Source organism: bacterium (assembly GCA_035530055.1).
Taxonomy (GTDB): domain Bacteria; phylum UBA6262; class WVXT01; order WVXT01; family WVXT01; genus WVXT01.
In genome coordinates, this window is the sequence record DATKVN010000095.1 from 18,619 (window position 1) to 38,681 (window position 20,063).

Genomic DNA, 20,063 nt, shown 5'->3' on the forward strand with positions numbered 1-20,063 from the left:
CAAAAGGACAGGAGCAGGCTGAGAGTGTCAGTCATTATCTTTTTGGGTTTTTGTGTTTGGTAGAGCGCAAATTTCTGGTAACTGATTATCGGCTGGGAAAAGATCGACTAACTAATTACTACAAACTGGGAAATTGAAGGAGGCTTTGAGTGCATATTCCTCTGGTTGATTTAAAGCGTCAGTACTTGTCGATTAAGAAAGAGATTGATGGGGCTATTAAGGAAGTCATCGATAAGAGTGCCTTTATTATGGGAGAAAATGTGCAGGGATTTGAGAATGAATTTGCAAAATTTTGTGGAGTTAAATATGGAATAGGGACAAGTTCGGGAACCACTGCTCTTCACCTGGCACTGGTAGCTTGCGAGATTAAGCAAGGCGATGAAGTCATTACCGTTCCCTATACATTTATTGCTACTACGGAAGCAATATCTCATACTGGTGCGAAAGTTGTTTTCGTAGATATTGAAGATAGAAGTTATAATATGGATTCTGAGAAGATTGAACAGGCGATTACGGAAAAAACCAGAGCGATTATCCCCGTTCATCTATTTGGTCAACCTGCCGATATGGATAAGATTATGGAGATTGCTAAAAAGCACAATCTCGTTGTAATTGAAGATGCTTGCCAGGCCCATGGTGCCGAGTACAAAGGGAAGAAGGTGGGAAGCCTGGGAGATATTGCCTGCTTCAGCTTTTATCCCGGAAAAAATTTGGGCGCTTACGGAGATGCAGGGATGGCAATCACGGATAATCAGAAATTGGCAGAAAAGATGAGTTTATTGAGGAATCATGGTTACCAGAGAAAATATTACCACGAAATAGAAGGATATAATTATCGGCTGGACGCAATCCAGGCTGCGATACTGCGAGTAAAGTTGAGACATCTTGAGGAATGGACGGAAAAGAGGCGAAGAAACGCCAAATTATATGATGAATTACTCAAAGGGAGTGGAGTTAAAACCCCACTGGAAATGGAATATGCCAAACATGTCTATCACCTTTATGTAATTGGAATAGAGAAAAGAGAGGAATTGTACTTAAGGCTAAAGAAGAACGAGATTTCTACAGCCATCCATTATCCTCTACCTTTACACCTTCAACAAGCATACACTTACCTTGGTTATAAAAAAGGTGATTTTCCTATCTCTGAAGCCTGCACGGAAAGATTGCTTTCTCTTCCCATGTTTCCCGAATTGACTGAAGATGAAATTAAAAAAATTGTGGAGATAATAAGGAAAGAAAATTGAAACAAAAAACTCAAAATGTTTTAAAAATTCCCATTATTATCCTTTCAGGTTTTTATATTTTCTGGACCTACTTTTTCTATCGCAACTATTTTATTAAAGGGGGCTTTCTGGTTTCGTTGAAATGGATAGTTAATATCTTTTCCAATCTCCGATATCCGCACAATTTTAGTTTGGGCAGATTCCTTACCTCAACAGGTTACTACCTTTTGTTATTTGTTGGCTTGGGAATAATTTGTATGATTGCTTTTGGCATCGGCAGGAAGATTCTAAAGTTATTAAGGATTGAGGGAAAGTCTATATTAGAAAGTACTATTTTTGCTTTAGGCCTGGGATTTGGCTCTTTGTCATTAATGATGTTTGGCCTGGGTATTTTGAAGTTATACTATACATGGGTAATCTATTCTGTGTTGGGAGTATTGAGTGTTTTTTCATTTTTCGAAGTTAAGAAGGTTTGGAAACAGAAACCTAGATTACCGTCGCCTAAGACCGGACCTACAATGTTTACCATATTTTTTTGGGGAATGCTGGGAGTAGCTGCAGTAATAAATTTAGCCGGAGCTCTGGTCCCGGCAGTATTCTATGATTCTTTGGTATTTCATTTAGCAGTTCCCAGCCTGTACAAGATAAGTCATGGGATAAGATATATTGAAACCATATTCACCTCTCAATTCCCACAAAATATGCAAATGTTATATACCTTGAGTCTCTTATTAGGGACACATATTCTGGCGAAACTTATGCACTGGATAATGGGGATACTTGTAGTTCTACTGGTTTACACATTCGGCCGCAAGTATTTTAACTATCGGGTAGGACTACTAGCGGCAGCTATATTTTATACAATTCCTATGGTCGCCATGCAATCCCGCGTGACAGGAGTCGACCTTTGTCTGACTTTTTACGAGTTCCTGGCGGTCTTCGCCTTGGTGAATTGGTTTGTTATAAATGGAAGGGATGAGAAACAGAAGAGAGCTCGAGGCAGTTGGTTAATCACGGCTGGTATATTTAGCGGTTTGGCCATGGGAACAAAATATACTGCTATGTACGGTTTTCTTCTATTTGCTATTTCTATTTTCCTGATAACAATAATAGTACATAAGGAAAAAATAAAAATATCGTTTAAGAAAACTTTTCTATTTTGTGCTGTAGCTACAGCTCTATTCTCTCCCTGGTTAATAAAGAACACCGTTTATACGAACAATCCATTCCACCCATTTCTGAGTAGCATGTTCAAGAGTAAAAATTTTTACCTTGACTCTAAATACGCGCGTATAGATATTGAAGTGTACTTGAACAGGGGGGCTAAGAAATGGTCCACATACTCTACAAGGAATATAAAAGAGTGGTTGATATTTCCCTGGACTCTTACGAAGAAAGGCAATGATTCCAATTCTTTTGTTGGACCCATATTTTTATATCTGCTTCCTTTGTTGTTCTTTTTGAGAAAAGAGAGTCTGATCAAATTTTTGATTTTTTTGGGAGTAGCTTGGTTTTTTGCCTGGAGTTTGTTAGCCACCAGAAATTTAAGATATTTTATTTCCGGACTTACTCTATTTGGGATAATAATTTCCTATCTTCTAATAAAAGTTGAAAAGGAAAATAGATACTTTACAAAGATATTAATTTTTCTTGTTTTCCTTATGTTGATAAATAATATTGGCTGGAGTTTAATTATACTTACCAAGAACAAAGACCCCTGGGGCGTGGTTTTGGGCAGGGAATCGAGGGAGGAATATTTATATAGGGATAGCATAGGCTTTAACCTAATGCCCTATTATTTTCCAGTGGTCAAGTATATTAATGAAAATTTACCATTGGATGCAAAGGTTTTGTTTATAGGCGAAGCGAGAGGTTATTATTGCGAGAGAGAGTTTGTTACCAGTCTGGCCGAAGACCCCTACAGTATTGTTATCAGATTGGTGAGATCTTGCAAGGATACTGATGAGTTGTTAGAAAGACTTAAGAATTTGGGCATTACCCATGTTTTGTATAATCGAAGGGAGGGATATCGTCTAAAAGGGTACAAAATTTTCGATTGGCAAGATGAGGATTTTCCAATTTTCCATAAGTTCTGGAGGAACAACCTGAAGCTAATCTGTGCTGAAAAAGACGTTTATCTCTTCGAGGTCAGATATGAAGGAAATGAACGCATCAATTATGTGGAGATATACGAAACTCCGGAGATGGAGGGGTATATAATGGAGGCGAGAAACCGAATTGCTCGAAACAAGGTCGATCAAGCCTTCAATCTCCTGCAAAAAGCCAATAAGATAATGCCTGATTCAGCAGTAGTTCATTTCAATCTTGGTTTCGTATATATGAAGAAAGGAAACCTCGAACAAGCCATAAAAGAGTGTAAATATTCCCTTGTTCTCAATCCCTATGACGGGGACGCCGCCTTACTTTTGGGGTACTTATATTTTCGGAAGAGAGATCTAAATAATGCTTGGGAAAATTTCAAAAAAGTCATAGAATTGAAGCCAGATTCAGCTGAGGGTCACGGGAATTTGGGTTTAGTTTACGCTGAGATGAAAAAATATAAAGAGGCAATAGAGGAATTAAAGATAGCGGTGAAATTAGCTCCCAAAAATGAGAATTTCAGAAATCTGCTAACAAATCTGCAAGAAATATACTCAGTTGAAGAAAGGAGAAGATAATGAATGTAGCAGTTATAGGTGCAGGATACTGGGGTCCCAACCTGGCCAGAGTCTTTTTTGAGCTGCCGGGCTGTAATATCCATACAATTTGTGACAAGAAAAAAGAGCGCCTCGATTCTATCAAAGCATCTTTTCCGAATATAAAAACAACCCAAGACTACAAGATCTTACTGAAAAATCCTGAGTTAGAAGCAATTGCCATAGTCACCGAGGCGCAACATCATTATGAGATTGCCAAGGAATGCCTGCTTGCCGGTAAACATGTATTAGTGGAGAAGCCATTAGCTCTCAATAGTCACGAATGTGAAGACTTAATCGGCATTGCCAAAGCTAAAAATCGCATCCTCATGGTTGGACACTTGCTTGAGTACCATCCTGCAGTTCGTAAATTGAAAGAGCTCATAGACAGCGGAGAAATAGGGAAGGTCTACTACATTTACTCACAGAGGGTAAATTTAGGGGAAATAAGGCGTTATGAAAATGCATTATGGAGTTTTGGCCCTCACGATGTATCGGTCATACTCTATTTTTTAGGAGAAGAACCAGAAAGTGTAAATGCCCTTGGGGAATCTTATCTGCAAGAAAATATACAAGACGTCGTTTTTGTGAACTTACATTTTAAGGATAAAGGAATGGCTCAGGTTCATCTTAGCTGGCTTGATCCACATAAGATTAGGAAGTTCACCATTGTAGGAAGTAAAAAGATGGTCGTGTTTGATGACATGGAAAGTTCTGAAAAGATTAAAATCTATGACAAAGGAGCCGATTCCCCGGGAAAATACGTCTCCTACGGAGATTCCATCACATTAAGGATTGGCGACATCAGTATACCTAAGATAGATATGAAGGAACCCCTTAAAATTGAATGCCAGCATTTCTTAGACTGCATTAGGGAGAATAAACGCCCCTTGAGTGATGGAGCAGATGGTTTACGTGTAGTGCGTGTGTTGGAGGCAGCACAGAAGTCGATGGAGAATTACGGGACTTTAGTGAAATTGGAGGGATAGATGGGTCAAGAAGAAAAAAAAGATTATTTCGTGCACGAATCTGCATACGTAGATGAACCAGTTCAGATAGGGAAAGGCACCAAGATATGGCATTTTTCTCACATTATGAAGGGAGCACAGATTGGCGAGAATTGTAAAATTGGTCAAAATGTATATGTAGATACTAATGTGAAAATTGGAAACAACGTTAAGATTCAAAATAATGTCTCTGTGTATAAGAATGTCACTTTAGAAGACAGTGTTTTCTGCGGTCCGTCGATGGTGTTTACCAATGTGTTTAATCCTCGTTCTGATTATCCTCGTAGATTAGATGAATACGGGAAAACCTTAGTCAAACGGGGAGTAACCATTGGGGCCAATGCAACAGTCCTTTGCGGTATTACCATAGGAACATATGCATTCATTGGGGCAGGTGCGGTGGTAACAAAAGAGGTCCCTGATTACGCATTGGCTTATGGTAATCCAGCAAGGATTCAGGGCTGGATGTGTGAATGTGGCACCAAATTGCAATTTACTGATAATAAGGCAGAATGTCAAAAATGCCACAGGCGATATGAAAAAGAAGGAGAGCAAGTAAAGAAAGTGAAGTGATTCTCCAGGTATAAGAATGGAGTATGGAAGGAGAAACTATGTATAAAGGAAAGACAATAGCTGTGGTTGTACCAACTTATAATGAGGAGAAACTTATTGGCAGAGTTTTGGAAACGATGCCGGAATTCGTTGATAAAATAGTTATTGTAGATGATGCGAGTAAAGACAATACAGTGGGAGAAGTGAAGAAATTTGAGGAGACATTGGGTGGGCGGTTAATTCTGTTAGAGCACGAGAAGAACCAGGGAGTTGGTGGAGCGATAGTTACTGGCTATAAATGGGCTAGAGATAACAATATGGATGTCACCGCGGTTATGGCAGGCGACGCTCAAATGGACCCCGCAGACCTTCCCCAATTACTTGATCCTGTGGTTGATGGCCAAGCAGATTACACAAAAGGGAACAGGCTGATTACCGGTGGTACATGGCACATGATGCCCAAAAAGAGATATCTGGGGAACGCTTTCCTTTCACTACTTACTAAAATTGCGTCCGGATATTGGCATGTGGCAGATTTTCAATGTGGCTATACTGCTATTTCTCTAAAAGTTCTCAAGGTGGTAAACCTGGATAAGGTTTACAAGAGATTTGGTATGCCCAACGATTTTTTGGTCAGGTTGAATATCCATTATTTTCGAGTAAAAGATGTGCCCGTCAGAGCTATTTACAATATTGGCGAGAAATCTGGCGTCAAAATATGGAAAATTGCTTTTACACTTTCCTTTTTGTTATTAAGGATGTTCTTTTGGAGAATGAAAGAAAAGTATATTATAAGAGATTTCCACCCTTTAGTTTTCTTCTATTTTTTGGGAATCCCATTTACTGCAATTGGGACGTTTTTTGGATTCTATATGTTCTTTCGTAGGCTCCTCGTAGGTCCTGTTGCGGCAACCAGTGCTCTTTTTGCGGCTTTATTGATTATTGCAGGATTGCAATTTCTTCTGTTTGCGATGTGGTTCGATATGGAATATAATAAGGACCTCAAGTGAACGGCAAAAAAAGAAACAATTTTAGCTGTTACTATAGACGCGGATGACTGACATCTCATTCCTTAAGTGATAGGTTCATCTTTTTCAGGTATTTTCTGTCGATCTTTTTAGTAAGTGTAAAAGAGACACGATTTTCTCGGCGATTTTACCAATCGAATGGTCGGTGCTCTCGATTTCTTGGGTATTCTAGTCGAAGAGGATGTGGAACTTTCTTTGGCTGATGGGTTCTCTTCGATATTTAAACAAGAAAACGGAAGCTCTTCTCGAATTTTTTAAATTTTAAAAAGCTATTATGATGTTATCTCAAAAGATGAGCTGCTTTCTATTCTGGGAGCGTTGAGAGTTACCTTAGAGAACTTTGAACAGGTGCTTACTGGGAGAGCGACTATTTCCGGAGAATTAATCAAAAAGAATTAAAAGTTGATATATATTGTTCTTTATAATTCTAATTTGATGAGAAGAATAAATGAATAAGAACGAGAAACAAAAATTAATGACAGAACAGGGGAACACTTTTATTTCCTTACCAAAGAATTGTAAGCAATAGAATAAGCCCGGAAAAAATTGAAGACTGGCAAAATAAAAAATCTTTTAGTTTATATAAAGAAATACATCCAGTTATGAAATTTATATTAAATTTAGATTTCATTATTCCTCAAATGTTTTAAGAGATTAAAAACATCTTTAGAAGTTTCTCTTTTAGGAGATCACCTTTATTTATTATTTTTTAACATTCATTTGAATATTGCTGATAACTTAATTTAGTGAAAAAGTTTTTGACATTTATATTACAAGACCTATACTGTATAATAATTAGTAGCAAATTTGATGATTTTATTTTCAATATCTTTTTTAGCTATGCCCCAATAAATATTTTTAAATTTTTTGAGTCAAGTTATTCAGGTTATCTTAGAAGATATATCCCTAAAAAGAATGATGTCGTAATTGAAGCCGGCGCATATAAAGGAAATTTTACTATTCTTCTTTCAAGACTTGTTGGAAAAAATGGCAAAATTATCTCCATGGAACCTAATTCTTTAATCTTTAAAATTCTAGAGAGAAGAATTAAAAAATTGGGGCTGAAAAATGTAGTTTTATTAAATAAAAGATTATGGAATAAAAATAAATACATAGAATTTTATGAAGGCAAACAATCAGATAAAGACTTTGGTGTTTTATTTGAAAAAAATATACATAATAAAAAAACAAAGTATAGAATTGAATGTATAACAATTGATGTAATAGTGAAAAAATATAAATTAAATAGAGTTAATTCCATTATCATGGATATTGAAGGAGCAGAAATTGAAGCAATAAAAGGAGCATTTCAAACACTTAAAAAGTTTCAAGTAAATCTTGCTGTAGCAAGTTATCATATAAGAGACGGGAATAAAACTTACAAGGAGTTAGAAAAAATATTTCGAGAACTAAATTATTACACTGAAACATCCAATTATACTCATCTAACAACTTATGCAAGCAAATATAAATTTAAGTAAGAATTAAATTAAAGTTCATTTAAAAAGTATTGGGGTCGTATTCTTGCTGGAGAAAAAGGAGGCTGGGGTTTTATCTTGAAGGTTCTAATTATTAACCCTCCCTGGGAAGTAGAAGATGGATACGGGTGCCGAAGCAATTCTCGGTGGCCACACATCAGGAAAGATAAACACCTCGCTTTTCCTATCTACCTGGGATATGTTGCTGCCATATTAGAGAAGGAAGGAATAGAGACGAAAATCATTGATGCTGTGGCCGAGGAATACGATTCGGAAAAATTTGTCTTAGCTGTGAGTAATGAAAAGCCTAATATTTGTTTTATCGAAACATCAACTCCAACTATAAATGAGGACCTGAGAAATGCAAAATCGCTAAAAGGGTCCTTAAATACAGAGATATTTTTTTTCGGCGCCCACGTTACTACTTTCCACTGGCAAATAATGGAGGAGAACCATTTTCTTACAGGCATTATTCGGGGCGAATTTGAATATACTATTAGAGATATTGCCATGCAAAGGCCCTATCACGAAATTTTAGGATTAACCTTTAGGAAAAAAATCTTCCCTGATGAGATTATCGTCAATAAAGATCGACCATTAATCGAAAACCTGGACGCATTGCCATTTCCAGCTTGGCATCAATTCGACCTCTCTATATATGATAGTTTTCTCCATCGTTCTCCCTCAATAATTATGCTAACCTCCCGGGGTTGTCCTTTTCATTGTACTTTCTGTTTATGGCCAGATGTTCTGTACGGTCATAAACAAAGATTTCGCTCCCCAGAAAATATCTGTGATGAAATAGAAATCTTAATCGAAAAGTATGGGATGAGAGAGATTAAGTTTGATGACGATACTTTTGCTTTGAATAAGAAAAGAGTGATAGCGCTTTGTGATGAGATAAGAAAAAGAGGCTATCACAAAAAGATAGTGTGGAACTGTTTTGGGCACATTACTCAAAGTGATGAAGAATTATATAAATGGATGATGGAAGCTGGATGTGTCCGAGTTAACTTTGGCATTGAATCAGGCTCTCAGAAAATATTAGATATGATTAAGAAAAAAATCGATATGGAGAAAGCAAAAGAAACAATATCCATCTGTAAGAAATTAGGGATAGAAACATATTGCACTTTTATGGTTGGTTTTCCTCATGAAAATGAAGAAGATATTGAACAGAGCATTAGCACAGCAATTAAACTCAACCCTGACTTCATTCAGGTAAGTTACGTGGTGCCTTATCCAGGCACACAAATGTACAATGAAGGAATGAGAGACAAACGGCTGGTTCATGCCGAGAAGTGGGAAAATTATTGTTCAACTGGTCCAGCAATTTTTACAGGAGAAATTTCTCCCCGAAGGATACAACAACTCTATTATTTATTCTGGAGAAGATTTTACCTCCGCTCAAAATATGCTCTCAAAATTTTGAACAGGATATCCAAATCACCCAAAGAATTCAAAAAAGTAATCAGGGGATTCTTGTCATTTTATAAAAGATTCCTGTAGTCAAAGGGCGGCGAAATGAAAATCGGTATCATCATCGCTATAGGGTTTAAAGAATTGCACGGCGGAAACATCAGGTGTTTCTACTTAGTAAAGGAATTGGTGCGAAGGAAACACGAAATAACGATTTTCCATGGCGTAACCGAAGATGCTAAGGATTCTTCGAGAAGATTCGGATGTAATTGTGTGGGGGTAGGTAGGTCGACTTCGAGATGGCAGTCTAATTTTAGAAAAATGTTGAACAGTCTTTATTTCATCCTGAAGATGAAAAAAATTCTTAAGAATTTCGATTTCGATGTTCTTTTTGGGATTAATGTAGTCCACTCCATCCCGATAGTTTGGCAAAAAGAGGCAAAATCCACAATACTTTACGTTGATATGTTTAGTGATTTATTTGAGGCTGAACAGAGGTACCATTTTCTGGGTTATCCGGTTTCGAGAATTATTAGATGGATTGAAAATTGGACTATTAGAAGAGCGGATCGGGTAATGATGATTACGGAAACAATGAAAAGTATGATAAGAAAACCATTTTCTCAAAAGATAGTGGTGATTCCTGACGGTGCAGATACGGAGATATTTACACCTGGTAGGAATGCAAACGACATAAAAAGAAAGTACGGAATTGGTGATGAGCCGATAATCGGTTATCAGGGAGGAATATCTCGTCACGAAGGTCTGCAGTTTTTGGCAATGGCTGCTCCTTTTGTGCTCAAGGAGATTCCTGAGGCGCGTTTTTTAATTTCCGGAAAAGGAGAATATTTATCGGAGATAAAAAAAATAATAGAAAAGAACAGGACCCAGGATCATTTCATATTTACCGGTTGGCTCGATTACTATAGAATACCTGAGATATTAACAGCCACGACGGTTAGTGTTGTTCCTATGCCTGACATACCATTTTCCAGGGCTATAATTTCCTTCAAACTTTTGGAAGGTTTAGCTTCAGGCACTCCGTTAGTGGTCAGTGACCTGCCTGGGGTAAAGGAAATAGTTGATGAGACTATGGTTACTTTTACTCAAGTAGAAAATCCCCGAAGGTTTGCTCAGGATATAATAAAAGTTCTACATATGGATAAAGAAAAAATAAAGTTAATGACAGCAAAGGGACGCCGGAGAATAGAAAAATTGGACTGGCGTAAGATAGCGATGGTAGACGCTGATTTCATTGAAGGAAAGGATATTTCTGAAAAGGTTAAACATTTATTCGCCTAGAGAGGAGATAGCGTATGGGTAAAATTTTAGTTACTGGAGGAGCTGGTTTTGTCGGTTCTCACGTTGCTGAATACTATGCAAGGAAAGGTAAAGACGTTGTAGTATTGGATAATTTATCCCGGGGGAAACTTTTGGGAAAGAGTGAGAAGAATGCTGAATATAACTGGAATTATTTAAGACAATACAAGAATATCTCTTTAATCAAAGAAGATATAAGGAATCTGGAACTTCTTACGGAAACTTGCAGAGATGTAGACATTATAATTCATGCCGCTGCACAAACAGCTGTAACTACTTCGCTAAGTGACCCCTGGTCCGATTTTTCAGTTAATGCTTTGGGCTCTTTTAATCTACTGGAAGCGGTGCGAAGAGCGAAAATCAAACCGGTAATTATTTACTGTTCTACCAACAAAGTATATGGAGAAAATGTGAACAAAATCGGTGTTATCCAGGAAGAGTCCCGTTACCGATTTGAAGATAGATATGGAAAGGGTATTTCCGAAAACTTCGACATCGATTTATGTGAACACACCCCTTATGGTTGTTCCAAGTTGACAGGTGATTTATATATGCAGGATTATGCCTGGATGTATGGGTTAAAAGTTGGCGTTTTCCGGATGTCCTGCATCTATGGTACAAGGCAGTTTGGGGTAGAGGACCAGGGATGGCTTGCCTGGTTTGCCATTGCTACGATTTTAAATAAACCAGTAACCATTTATGGTGATGGCAAACAGGTCAGAGACGTGTTATACATTACTGATTTGATAGAGGCTTATGACGCTTTTATTAAAAGCGACCTTTCCCATGGCGTATTTAATATCGGTGGCGGTCCCCAAAATACTTTATCTTTGTTAGAGTGTTTGAACCTATTAGAAGAAATTACTGGAAAAAGAGCTAAGATAAAATTCAGTGATTGGCGTCCTAGTGACCAGAAAGTTTATATTTCCGATATATCTAAGGCAAAGGAAGAATTAAACTGGAATTCGCTAATTAAGCCCAAAGAAGGGGTAAGGAAATTGGTTGAATGGATTGATGAGAATAGAAAAATCTTTAAATAGGAGAGGAAAGGATGAGCACTAATGTTCTGGTTACTGGAGGTGCAGGTTTTATTGGCTCCTTCATTGTCGACAAATTGATAGAAAAGGGTTATAAAGTAAAAGTATTTGACAACCTGGATTCCCAGGTTCACCCTGGGAGTCGGTTGCCTGCTTATTTAAATCGAGAAGCAGAATTTATCCAGGGGGACATTCGAGATTATGAAAAATTAGCAAAAGTAGTTAAGGAAGTGGGGATTATTTTCCACTATGCTGCCAGAGTGGGAGTGGCACAATCACAGTATGAGATTAAAAAATACGTCGATGTTAACATTGGAGGTACCGCTAACCTATTGGACATTCTGGTTAACAAGAGACATACTATTAAAAAATTAATCGTAACTACCTCTATGAGTAGTTATGGAGAAGGGAACTATCGCTGTAGTAAATGTGGTATTGTACGTCCTCCCTTGAGAAGTGAGGAACAGATGGAGAAGAAGGATTGGGAGTTATATTGTCCAAATTGTGAGCGTAAGGTTGGACCTGTTCCCACGGATGAGAGAGCAAGGAGAGTTTCCAATTCCATCTATGCTATTACTAAGATGGGACAGGAAGAGATGGTGATGAATATTGGAAAGACCTATTCTATCCCTTCGGTGGCCTTACGACTTTTTAATGTTTATGGACCACATCAATCTCTTTCTAACCCTTACACGGGAGTTGTTGCCATATTTATGAGTAGGATAAAGAATGGGCGTCCTCCTGTTATTTATGAAGATGGAATACAAACCAGGGATTTCGTTTCCGTTCACGATGTAGTTCAGGCTAATATGTTAGCTTTGGAAAAAGATGAAGCAAATTATGAACTGTTTAATGTTGGTTCAGGAGTAGCCAGGAGCATCAAAAGTATAGCTGAGACTTTAGCCAGGTTGTGCCATGCAGATATTGTGCCAGAGATAACTAAAAAATTTAGAAAGGGCGATGTCCGACACTGCTTCTCCGACATTTCCAAGATTAAGGATAAATTGGGATTTAAACCAGTTATATCTTTTGAAGAAGGAATGAAGGAATTGATTGAATGGTCAGACAAAGAGCCGTCCACAGATAAGTTTGAGCAAGCCTATGAAGAATTGAAGGAGAAAGGACTTATATAACGGAGATTTCCGGGAACGATATAAATTGATAAATATAAAAGCTATAACCACATTTAAAAGCAAAAGCATTTCATTAATTATTCTAATTTCATTAATAGTTTGGGCAGGTATCTATGTTAAAAATCATATCGATGAGTTTGGAATAATTTTTAGCCTATCCTTAAAAGATATTGGAATTTTATTATTTCTATCTTTATTAGAGATATTCTTAGTAGGTCTATTAACCAAGATAATAACCAAGTCATTTGGAATAGACCTAACAAGTAGAGAATGGTTTGGCTTATCTGTAGTTACCAGGTTAGGGAATTATTTGTTGCCCTTCAAAGGGGGAGCTGGGTTAAGGGGAATCTATTTGAGAAAATATCACGATTTTCCTTATACTTACTTTTTGACAGCCTTAGTAGCTACATCGGTGATGGTTTTTTTTGTTAACTCCAGTATCGGAGTAGCGGGGATGTGTTTAGTATACGCTTACTATAAAATATTTAACTGGATTGTTTTCGGAGCCTTAGGTATATTCTTTCTCTTATTCTTAGCAATTATTATTTTTTCACCGAGAGTGCCAAATTTTAGAAGTAATTTCTTGAACAAAATTAGTAATGCTATCGATACATGGCATGATATAAAAAAGAACACCTTTGTGGTTTCTAAGTTACTGTTAATTGTTTTATTACACGCCTTTATTAACATTCTCATTATCTTTTTTGCATTCCGTGCTTTTTCAGTTAATATTTCCTTAACACAAACTATGATAATAGCATCATTATCTATCCTTTCTATGTTAATAGGGATAACTCCCGGTTCTCTAGGTATAAATGAAGCGGTTATTGTCTTTTCTTCGCGGTTGTTCCAGATAACAACGGCTCAAGGTCTATTAGTGGCTACATTGAGACGTATAGTTGTGTTATTCTGGGTTTTTACTTTGGGCCCAATTTTCAGTTATATATTAATAAGGAGAAGAGGACAAAATAAGGATTGAAAACCGGAATCCTTTCGAAGGTAATACCTCCTCTAAATAAATTCTTGCTTATACGAGAGATATTACCTTGAAACAAATTTTTATCAAATTCCACGACAGGACATTCTAGCTACCCAACTATTCATGGTACGCTTGACAAAACGAAGTTTTTTATGTTATATTACTGTATTAGCACTCGGATAGTAAGAGTGCTAATTTAGGGGTGAGCGATGAATATGAACGATCTTAAGGAGCGAAAAAAGAAGATCCTGCAAGTGGTAATTCACCATTATGTGAGGACAGCAAGACCTGCGGCTTCCAGGATGATTGTCAGGGATTACGATTTTCCTTTCAGTTCTGCTACTATTCGTAATGTTCTGGCAGAGCTGGAAGAGGAGGGATATTTGACTCATCCCTATACTTCGGCAGGTCGAATTCCCACAGATAAGGGTTACCGTTTTTATGTGGATCGTCTGATGGAGGCGCAGAAGTTAACTCAGGAGGAGGAAAGGCGCATCGCGAAGGAATATCGAGATAAGAGAAGAGGACTGGAAGAGGTCATGCGGCAGACGAGCAAGATGTTATCTCTTATTTCTCACCAGGCTGGTTTTATATTGACTCCTACGCTGGACAGGAGTTTCCTTAAGCATATTGAGTTGATCCCCTTAGGAGAGAAGAGGATATTGGCTGTTCTTGTCATTCAGGCGGGGTTGATCAGACATAAGACTATCCAACTTAACTATGGCTTGAAACGGAGTCAACTATATAGAATTTCTAAAATATTAAACGAAAAACTCTCTGGTTTGCCCTTATCTCAAATGAGAGAAGAGATGAATAGGATAATTGAACAGGAATCTAATAAATACCTCGGTTTACTGCAAGCCGCAAAGGGCTTGATAGGTCAAGCTTTCACTTCTGAAGAGTCTGAGATATATCTGGAAGGTTCGGCTAATATTTTGGCTTCTGTTAAAGAAGACTTATATGATTACGCAGGGGTGGGGTCTGTCTTTCGGGCTATAGAAGAGAAAAGGATTATTCTCGATATTGTGAGAAGACTTGTCCAGAGTGAGGGTGTAAAAGTGCTAATTGGAAGAGAGAATTTATATCCCGAATTGAAGGATTTCAGTGTAGTGAGTTCTACCTATAAATCTGGAAATAGGGTAGTAGGCGCATTAGGGATAATCGGGCATAAGAGGATGGAGTATCCCAAGATGGTCGCTTTAGTCGATTTCGTAGCCAAAATTGTTAATAATATACTAAACTCAGAAGGAGGATAAATATCTAATGAAATGCGGAGAAAAGCCTTCGGAACCAGCAATAGATTCCCATTTGGAAAATAAACTGAGCGAACTGGAAATATTGAGACAATCGTTTGAAGAGAAAAAGAAATTAGCTGATAGTTACTACGACCAGCTTTTGAGGCTTAAAGCAGAGTTCGACAACTATCGAAAGAGGATAGAAAAAGAGAAGGAAGAATTGGTTGAGTTTGGTAAACAGGAACTGGTGGTTAAGCTCCTTAATATACTGGACAGTTTCGACCTCGCCTTACATTCAACCAAAGATGAGAAAAATGAAGCTAAGGCAATTAAAAAAGGAGTAGAGTTAATTCACAAGCAGTTTAGAGAACTACTGGAAAAAGAAGGGTTGAAGAAATTGAAGGTTCAGGGAGAAAAGTTTGACCCAAATTTACATCATGCGGTTGAGTATCAAGAATCGGATAAGCATAAGGATAACGAGATATTAAAGGAAATACGTTCTGGTTACCTTCTCCACGATAGAGTTATAAGGCCAGCAATGGTAGTAGTAGCCAAGGCTAAAAAACAAGACAAATAATTGAGAAAGTAGGGGTGGCCCGCCGTGGCCACCCGAGGAAAGGGACGACACAGCGGTCGTCCCCTACGGGATTGAATTCGTTTGACACTCCAACCTCCCTTTCGAGAGGACTCCAAATAATTGGAGTAGCACCGCTTGCGGTGCGTTTACGCGAAACAAGTTTCGCTACTCCAAAAATTCTGGAGTCCCCCGATACATCGGGATGGTCGCCCAACTGGTCAAACTTTCGTTTGACACTCCAAAACTCAAATTCTAAAGGAGGTTAGTAAATGGCAAAGATAATAGGTATTGATCTGGGAACTTCCAATTCTGCAGCAGCAGTTATGCTGGGAGGAAAACCTACAATTATTCCCAGCGCCGAGGGTACTACCCTGGGGGGAAAGGCTTTCCCTTCTTATATCGCTTTTACAAAGGATGGACAGCGACTTGTGGGAGAGCCTGCCAGGAGACAAGCGGTCTCCAATCCCGAAGGAACAGTGATGGCGGCAAAGAGAAAGATGGGTACTGACCATAAGTATAAGATTTTGGGAAAGGAGTATACTCCTCAGGAGATATCCGCGTTCATCCTGCAGAAGATAAGAGAGGATGCAGAAGCATTTGTGGGCGAGAAAATAGAGAAGGCGATAATTACCTGCCCTGCCTACTTTAATGATAATCAGAGACAGGCTACAAAGGATGCGGGGAGAATTGCCGGATTAGATGTGGAGAGGATTATCAATGAACCAACAGCAGCCTCTTTAGCCTATGGAATAGACAAGGCGGGAAAGGAACAGAAGATTATGGTCTTCGACTTTGGAGGAGGAACTCTCGACGTTACCATTCTGGATATGTACTTTGATAAGACAGAAAAGACCAGTGGCTTTCATGTGGAGGCAACTGCTGGAGATACCCATCTCGGCGGGACAGATATGGATAATACTCTAATTGATTATTTAGCAGAGGAGTTTAAGAAGGAAACAGGTATAGATGTGAGAAACGACAAAATGGCTTTTCAACGGCTAAGGGAGGCAGCGGAAAAGGCAAAGATTGAGCTTTCCACTACCCTTACCACAGAGATTAACCTCCCCTTCATTACTGCTGATGCTGGCGGACCAAAACATTTGGTAAAGAGCCTAAGTAGAGCGAAGATGGAGGAGCTGGTCACCCCTACTGTGGAGAAGTGCCGGGACTCAGTGGACCAGGCTCTCAAAGATGCCAAGACTACTCCTGACGGAATTGACCGCATAATTATGGTGGGGGGACCTACAAGGATGCCCATTGTTCAGCGCTTTGTGGAGAACCTTGTGGGGAAAAAGGTTGAAAGAGGTGTTGACCCTATGGAATGCGTGGCTATGGGCGCTGCCATCCAGGCTGGCGTGATTACTGGAGATGTTAAGGAAATCCAGCTCTTGGACGTAACCCCACTTTCCCTGGGAATAGAGACATTGGGAGGAATATTCACAAAATTGATTGAAAAGAACACTACCATTCCTACCAAGAAAAGTCAAATCTTCTCCACGGCAGCAGATAACCAGCCAGCGGTAGATGTCCACGTCTTGCAGGGAGAGCGCCCTATGGCCAGGGATAATACTGAACTGGGGACATTTCAGCTTGTAGGTATTCCTCCTGCTCCTCGCGGGATACCACAGATTGAAGTAACTTTCGATATAGACGTAAATGGCATTCTTCATGTAACTGCAAAAGATCTGGGAACAGGGAAAGAACAGAGTATGAAGATTACCGCTCCTATGAAACTCTCTGAGGAAGAGATAGAAAAGATGGTTAAGGAAGCTGATAAATTTGCCAGTGAGGATAAGAAGCGAAAAGAGGAAGCTGAACTGAGAAATCAGGCGGATACGATGGTCTATTCTACAGAGAAGTCATTGAAGGAGTATGGAGATAAAGTTTCCCAAGAGGAGAGAGAAAAAATAGAGAAAACCTTGAAAGCGGCAAAGGAGGCTTTGGCAGGAAGCGACCTGGAAAAGATAAAAAAGACTCAGGAGGAACTTAGCAAGGCTTCCCATAAATTAGCTGAGGAAGTCTATAAGGAAGCAGCGAAAAAGAGAGAAGCAAAGCCGCAAGAAGAGAAAGAGACAAAGAAAGAGGAGAAAAAGGAAGAAAAGAAGAAAGAAAAAGAAGATGTAATTGAGGCTGAATACGAAGAAAAAGACGAAGGCGAGGAAAAGAAAAATTGAAAATGTGCCTACAGATGTCAGGAGTGTGAAACGAAAGTTTCACTGGTCAAGCTTTTGCTTGACACTCCAAGAAACCATTGTAGGCACAGATTCAATCTGGATTTCCTTGGAGTAGCGGACTTTAGTCCGCGTTTTAAGACGCAGGTTGAAACCTGCTACTCCAACATTATTGTAGGCACAGATTTCCCGATTGAAAATCGGGATGCGGAGTAGAAGAATTTGGCTAAGAGAGATTACTATGAGGTCTTGGGCATAAATAAGGATGCTTCTCTCGGTGATATTAAGAAGGCATTTCGTAGTTTAGCCCTTCAATATCATCCTGATAGAGTTGCCCCGGAGAAGAAGAAAGAAGCAGAGGAGAAGTTTAAAGAGATGTCCGAGGCATATGCTGTGCTTTCTGATCCCAAGAAGAAAGTCCAGTACGACCAGTTCGGCCATGCTGGAATCGATGCCAGTTACACTTATGAAGATATTTTCCGTGGGGCAGATTTTAGGGGCTTTGAGGATATTTTGCGTGGTTTCGGCTTTGGAGAGTCGGCCTTTGGCGACCTTTTCGATTTCTTTGGCGCAGGCAGAGGCAGGAGGAGAAGAGCAACCAGAGGTATGGACCTTGAATATAGTCAAAGCATAACGTTGGAAGAAGCAGCCACAGGGACAGAGAAAGAGATCGGGATTTTCCATACGGTAACCTGTTCCCAATGTGCAGGGACTGGCGCCAAGCCGGGAACAGGAAGGAAGACTTGTCCCCAGTGCCAGGGTACAGGGCAGCTCAGTTATAGCCGGGGAGGATTCTTTACTTTTAGTTTTTCTCAGACCTGTAGTCGCTGTGGTGGCTCAGGTGAAGTCATTGAGACACCCTGTGCGGTATGTAATGGCAGAGGCAAAGTTAAAAAGAGTTCTTCTATTTCTTTAAAGATTCCGCCAGGAGTGGATACGGGAATAAGCATAAGGGTGAGGGGAAAAGGCGAAGCCGGAGAAATGGGTGGTCCCAGTGGAGACCTCTATGTGGTAATCCATGTAAAGCCCCATAAGATTTTTGAGCGTGAAGAAAACGACCTGTATATAGAGGTTCCCATACTGTTTACTACAGCTTGCCTTGGTGGCGAGGTCGAAGTTCCCACTCTAAAAAGTAGTGTAAAAATGCGTGTTCCTCCGGGCACACCTACAGATAAAGTATTTAAACTTAAGGGAAAAGGGATGCCCAGCCTTCATGGTAGAGGTCAGGGGGATGAGTATGTAAAAGTGATTGTCCAGGTGCCCAGTAAGCTCACCTCTGAAGAGAAGAAATTGCTGGAAGAGTTCCGACGTCTGGAACGTGAACATAGTAAAGGAATTTTCAAGAAGATGTTCAGGCAATGAAATGTCCCAGAGTTACAAAGCCCGAACCTTCAAACTTATCACTTTTGAACGGGGTGTTTAACAATGCCCCATTTTTTTGTATCACCAAAAGATATAAAAGGTAACGAAATTCTGATTACCGGCAATGAAGCAAAGCATATTATAACTGTTCTCAGGAAGAGGGAAGGGGATAAGATAGATATATTTGATGGGTATGGGAATGAGTTCAGAGTGAGGATTTTGGAGATAGATAGATATGCAGGGCTTCCCAGAGTAAAAGCAGAGATAATTACCCAAAAAAGAAAGGAAACAGAGCCAAAACTCAAGATAATGCTCTTCCAGGCGATTCCTAAAGGGAATAGGCTCGACTTCATTATTCAGAAGTCTACGGAGATAGGTATTTCAGAAATAGTGCCCATAACTACTGAAAGAACGATAGTAAGACTCGATTGTAAGAGGATTAAACAAAGAGCTCTTCGCTGGCAGAAGATTGCCCAGGAAGCGGCAAAACAATCGAGGAGAAGCGCCATACCCAAAGTGGGTCCTGTTTTAGATTTCTCCCAGGCATTGAAGGAATTTTCAGCGAAAAAGCCCCGGATGGGCATAATCGCCTGGGAAATGGAAGAGAAAAACCACTTAAGAAAGGTGCTGAGAAGTAGTGTAGGGGGTGGAATTTCCCGGTTGCCTCTGGCTATATTTATTGGTCCTGAAGGTGGGTTTACTCCAGAAGAGGTGGATGAGGCAAGGAGAGCGGGAGTGGTCCCGGTCAGTTTGGGGTCCAGGATACTACGCAGCGAAACTGCGGGACTGGTTGTTGCCATAGTAGCCCTTTACGAATCACGAGACCTTGGCTGATTGAGTGAC

General features: G+C 39.3%; 16 protein-coding genes. All 16 read left to right on the forward strand.

Annotated features, from left to right (window positions below; translation table 11 throughout):
- Positions 1–149: 149 nt before the first annotated feature.
- The 16 genes from VMW39_07345 (at position 150) to VMW39_07420 (ending at position 20,054) form a co-directional block, all read left to right on the forward strand.
- Positions 150–1,247 carry a DegT/DnrJ/EryC1/StrS family aminotransferase gene (locus VMW39_07345; GenBank protein HUW23828.1) on the forward strand — a complete coding sequence of 366 codons (1,098 nt, stop codon included), beginning with the start codon at positions 150–152 and terminating at the stop codon, positions 1,245–1,247.
- Complete coding sequence (locus tag VMW39_07350; protein HUW23829.1) at positions 1,244–3,904, forward strand: tetratricopeptide repeat protein; 2,661 nt, start codon at positions 1,244–1,246, stop codon at positions 3,902–3,904. The genes VMW39_07345 and VMW39_07350 overlap by 4 nt, the downstream gene beginning before the upstream one ends.
- Positions 3,904–4,911 carry a Gfo/Idh/MocA family oxidoreductase gene (locus VMW39_07355; protein ID HUW23830.1) on the forward strand — a complete coding sequence of 336 codons (1,008 nt, stop codon included), beginning with the start codon at positions 3,904–3,906 and terminating at the stop codon, positions 4,909–4,911. The genes VMW39_07350 and VMW39_07355 overlap by 1 nt, the downstream gene beginning before the upstream one ends.
- A complete protein-coding gene (locus VMW39_07360; GenBank protein HUW23831.1) occupies positions 4,912–5,502 on the forward strand; it encodes an acyltransferase in 591 nt (196 codons plus the stop codon).
- A gap of 38 nt (positions 5,503–5,540) precedes the next feature.
- A complete protein-coding gene (locus tag VMW39_07365; GenBank protein ID HUW23832.1) occupies positions 5,541–6,491 on the forward strand; it encodes a glycosyltransferase family 2 protein in 951 nt (316 codons plus the stop codon).
- A gap of 776 nt (positions 6,492–7,267) precedes the next feature.
- Complete coding sequence (locus VMW39_07370) at positions 7,268–7,990, forward strand: FkbM family methyltransferase (protein ID HUW23833.1); 723 nt, start codon at positions 7,268–7,270, stop codon at positions 7,988–7,990.
- 75 nt (positions 7,991–8,065) lie between these two features.
- Positions 8,066–9,496: a radical SAM protein gene (locus VMW39_07375; GenBank protein HUW23834.1), complete on the forward strand. Its 1,431-nt coding sequence runs from the start codon at positions 8,066–8,068 to the stop codon at positions 9,494–9,496.
- 15 nt (positions 9,497–9,511) lie between these two features.
- Positions 9,512–10,708 (forward strand): glycosyltransferase family 4 protein, encoded by a 1,197-nt coding sequence (locus VMW39_07380; GenBank protein HUW23835.1) that lies wholly within the window; start codon positions 9,512–9,514, stop codon positions 10,706–10,708.
- A gap of 14 nt (positions 10,709–10,722) precedes the next feature.
- The gene (locus tag VMW39_07385) at positions 10,723–11,766 is read left to right on the forward strand and encodes an NAD-dependent epimerase/dehydratase family protein (protein ID HUW23836.1); all 1,044 of its coding nucleotides are present in this window, start codon (positions 10,723–10,725) and stop codon (positions 11,764–11,766) included.
- A gap of 11 nt (positions 11,767–11,777) precedes the next feature.
- Complete coding sequence (locus VMW39_07390) at positions 11,778–12,896, forward strand: SDR family NAD(P)-dependent oxidoreductase (protein ID HUW23837.1); 1,119 nt, start codon at positions 11,778–11,780, stop codon at positions 12,894–12,896.
- Between the two features lie 25 nt (positions 12,897–12,921).
- Positions 12,922–13,875, forward strand: a complete 954-nt coding sequence (locus tag VMW39_07395) for a lysylphosphatidylglycerol synthase transmembrane domain-containing protein (GenBank protein ID HUW23838.1) — start codon at positions 12,922–12,924, stop codon at positions 13,873–13,875.
- Positions 13,876–14,084: 209 nt separating this feature from the next.
- Positions 14,085–15,131: a heat-inducible transcriptional repressor HrcA gene (gene hrcA / locus VMW39_07400; GenBank protein HUW23839.1), complete on the forward strand. Its 1,047-nt coding sequence runs from the start codon at positions 14,085–14,087 to the stop codon at positions 15,129–15,131.
- Between the two features lie 7 nt (positions 15,132–15,138).
- Positions 15,139–15,687, forward strand: a complete 549-nt coding sequence (grpE, locus tag VMW39_07405; GenBank protein ID HUW23840.1) for a nucleotide exchange factor GrpE — start codon at positions 15,139–15,141, stop codon at positions 15,685–15,687.
- Positions 15,688–15,956: 269 nt separating this feature from the next.
- Entirely contained in the window at positions 15,957–17,861 is a 1,905-nt protein-coding gene (dnaK, locus tag VMW39_07410; protein ID HUW23841.1) for a molecular chaperone DnaK, read from the forward strand.
- Between the two features lie 219 nt (positions 17,862–18,080).
- Positions 18,081–19,220, forward strand: coding sequence for a molecular chaperone DnaJ (gene dnaJ / locus VMW39_07415; GenBank protein HUW23842.1), 1,140 nt, complete (start codon positions 18,081–18,083; stop codon positions 19,218–19,220).
- A 63-nt stretch (positions 19,221–19,283) separates the two neighbouring features.
- Complete coding sequence (locus VMW39_07420; GenBank protein HUW23843.1) at positions 19,284–20,054, forward strand: 16S rRNA (uracil(1498)-N(3))-methyltransferase; 771 nt, start codon at positions 19,284–19,286, stop codon at positions 20,052–20,054.
- Positions 20,055–20,063: the final 9 nt, after the last annotated feature.

Coding starts and splice junctions, on each gene's coding strand:
- VMW39_07355 (HUW23830.1), top strand. CDS start 3,904: ATGAATGTAGCAGTTATAGGTGCAGGATACTGGGGTCCCAACCTGGCC.
- dnaK (HUW23841.1), top strand. CDS start 15,957: ATGGCAAAGATAATAGGTATTGATCTGGGAACTTCCAATTCTGCAGCA.
- VMW39_07365 (HUW23832.1), top strand. CDS start 5,541: ATGTATAAAGGAAAGACAATAGCTGTGGTTGTACCAACTTATAATGAG.
- grpE (HUW23840.1), top strand. CDS start 15,139: ATGAAATGCGGAGAAAAGCCTTCGGAACCAGCAATAGATTCCCATTTG.
- VMW39_07385 (HUW23836.1), top strand. CDS start 10,723: ATGGGTAAAATTTTAGTTACTGGAGGAGCTGGTTTTGTCGGTTCTCAC.
- VMW39_07380 (HUW23835.1), top strand. CDS start 9,512: ATGAAAATCGGTATCATCATCGCTATAGGGTTTAAAGAATTGCACGGC.
- hrcA (HUW23839.1), top strand. CDS start 14,085: ATGAATATGAACGATCTTAAGGAGCGAAAAAAGAAGATCCTGCAAGTG.
- VMW39_07420 (HUW23843.1), top strand. CDS start 19,284: ATGCCCCATTTTTTTGTATCACCAAAAGATATAAAAGGTAACGAAATT.
- VMW39_07390 (HUW23837.1), top strand. CDS start 11,778: ATGAGCACTAATGTTCTGGTTACTGGAGGTGCAGGTTTTATTGGCTCC.
- VMW39_07360 (HUW23831.1), top strand. CDS start 4,912: ATGGGTCAAGAAGAAAAAAAAGATTATTTCGTGCACGAATCTGCATAC.